This window comes from Streptomyces coffeae (assembly GCF_016741875.1).
Classification (GTDB): domain Bacteria; phylum Actinomycetota; class Actinomycetes; order Streptomycetales; family Streptomycetaceae; genus Streptomyces; species Streptomyces coffeae.
In genome coordinates this window covers 1-2,874 of the sequence record NZ_JAERRF010000099.1, presented here as the reverse complement: position 1 = coordinate 2,874, position 2,874 = coordinate 1, and the positions used below count along the sequence as shown (strand labels likewise).

Here is a 2,874-nt window from a genome sequence, read left to right as displayed (position 1 = left end):
CAAACCGTATGTGTGTGATACCCGGCAGGGGTTGCGCATGCGGGGTTGTGGGAGTTCTCTTGATCGGTCTGCCGGCCGGTCGGTGAGTCAGAAATTGTTGATGTAGGCGAAGGGCATGCGAAAGGCCCGGCGTAGAGGGTAAGACCCCCGTAGCTGAAATGTCGGCAACTTGCTTGAGAACCACCCAAGTAGCACGGGGCCCGAGAAATCCCGTGTGAATCTGGCGGGACCACCCGCTAAGCCTAAATATTCCCTGGTGACCGATAGCGGATAGTACCGTGAGGGAATGGTGAAAAGTACCGCGGGAGCGGAGTGAAATAGTACCTGAAACCGTGTGCCTACAAGCCGTGGGAGCGTCGCGCAGAGACTTGTCTCTGCGTCGTGACTGCGTGCCTTTTGAAGAATGAGCCTGCGAGTTTGCGGTGTGTTGCGAGGTTAACCCGTGTGGGGAAGCCGTAGCGAAAGCGAGTCCGAAGAGGGCGGTTCAGTAGCATGCTCAAGACCCGAAGCGGAGTGATCTAGCCATGGGCAGGTTGAAGCGGAGGTAAGACTTCGTGGAGGACCGAACCCACCAGGGTTGAAAACCTGGGGGATGACCTGTGGTTAGGGGTGAAAGGCCAATCAAACTCCGTGATAGCTGGTTCTCCCCGAAATGCATTTAGGTGCAGCGTCGTGTGTTTCTTGCCGGAGGTAGAGCACTGGATAGGCGATGGGCCCTACCGGGTTACTGACCTTAGCCAAACTCCGAATGCCGGTAAGTGAGAGCGCGGCAGTGAGACTGTGGGGGATAAGCTCCATGGTCGAGAGGGAAACAGCCCAGAGCATCGACTAAGGCCCCTAAGCGTATGCTAAGTGGGAAAGGATGTGGAGTCGCAGAGACAACCAGGAGGTTGGCTTAGAAGCAGCCATCCTTGAAAGAGTGCGTAATAGCTCACTGGTCAAGTGATTCCGCGCCGACAATGTAGCGGGGCTCAAGTATACCGCCGAAGTCGTGTCAATCCAGCATGTACCCCTAACGGGGGCTGGGTTGGGTAGGGGAGCGTCGTGTGCCGGGTGAAGCAGCCGTGTAAGCGAGTTGTGGATGGTTCACGAGTGAGAATGCAGGCATGAGTAGCGATACACACGTGGGAAACGTGTGCGCCGATTGACTAAGGGTTCCTGGGTCAAGCTGATCTGCCCAGGGTAAGTCGGGACCTAAGGCGAGGCCGACAGGCGTAGTCGATGGACAACCGGTTGATATTCCGGTACCCGCTTTGAAGCGCCCAATATCGAATCCTCTGATGCTAAGGCCGTGAAGCCGCCTCTGATCTCTTCGGAGTGAGGGGGAGTGGTGGAGCCGCTGACCCTAGGTGGTAGTAGGTAAGTGATGGGGTGACGCAGGAAGGTAGTCCAGCCCGGGCGGTGGTTGTCCCGGGGTAAGGGTGTAGGCCGTGCGGTAGGTAAATCCGTCGCACATAAGGGCTGAGACCTGATGCCGAGCCGATTGTGGTGAAGTGGATGATCCTATGCTGTCGAGAAAAGCCTCTAGCGAGTTTCATGGCGGCCCGTACCCTAAACCGACTCAGGTGGTCAGGTAGAGAATACCGAGGCGTTCGGGTGAACTATGGTTAAGGAACTCGGCAAAATGCCCCCGTAACTTCGGGAGAAGGGGGGCCATTGCTGGTGATGGAGTTTTCCTCCGGAGCTGGTGGTGGCCGCAGAGACCAGCGAGAAGCGACTGTTTACTAAAAACACAGGTCCGTGCGAAGCCGTAAGGCGATGTATACGGACTGACGCCTGCCCGGTGCTGGAACGTTAAGGGGACCGGTTAGTCGACCTTCGGGTTGGCGAAGCTGAGAACTTAAGCGCCAGTAAACGGCGGTGGTAACTATAACCATCCTAAGGTAGCGAAATTCCTTGTCGGGTAAGTTCCGACCTGCACGAATGGCGTAACGACTTCTCGACTGTCTCAACCATAGGCCCGGTGAAATTGCATTACGAGTAAAGATGCTCGTTTCGCGCAGCAGGACGGAAAGACCCCGGGACCTTTACTATAGCTTGATATTGGTGTTCGGTTCGGCTTGTGTAGGATAGGTGGGAGACTGTGAAGCGCTGACGCCAGTCAGTGTGGAGTCGTTGTTGAAATACCACTCTGGTCGTGCTGGATGTCTAACCTGGGTCCGTGATCCGGATCAGGGACAGTGTCTGGTGGGTAGTTTAACTGGGGCGGTTGCCTCCTAAAGAGTAACGGAGGCGCCCAAAGGTTCCCTCAGCCTGGTTGGCAATCAGGTGTTGAGTGTAAGTGCACAAGGGAGCTTGACTGTGAGACTGACGGGTCGAGCAGGGACGAAAGTCGGGACTAGTGATCCGGCGGTGGCTTGTGGAAGCGCCGTCGCTCAACGGATAAAAGGTACCCCGGGGATAACAGGCTGATCTTCCCCAAGAGTCCATATCGACGGGATGGTTTGGCACCTCGATGTCGGCTCGTCGCATCCTGGGGCTGGAGTCGGTCCCAAGGGTTGGGCTGTTCGCCCATTAAAGCGGTACGCGAGCTGGGTTTAGAACGTCGTGAGACAGTTCGGTCCCTATCCGCTGTGCGCGTAGGAGTCTTGAGAAGGGCTGTCCCTAGTACGAGAGGACCGGGACGGACGAACCTCTGGTGTGCCAGTTGTCCTGCCAAGGGCATGGCTGGTTGGCTACGTTCGGGAGGGATAACCGCTGAAAGCATCTAAGCGGGAAGCCTGCTTCGAGATGAGGGCTCCCACCTCCATGAGAGGGTAAGGCTCCCAGTAGACGACTGGGTTGATAGGCCAGATATGGAAGCCGGGTGACCGGTGGAGTTGACTGGTACTAATAGGCCGAGGGCTTGTCCTCAGTTGCTCGCGTCCACTGTGT

At 56.8% G+C, this 2,874-nt stretch carries 1 rRNA gene; it reads left to right on the top strand.

The features are described from left to right. A 23S ribosomal RNA gene (locus JK363_RS41090) occupies positions 1–2,853 on the top strand; the annotation flags it as partial. Between the last annotated feature and the right edge of the window lie 21 nt (positions 2,854–2,874).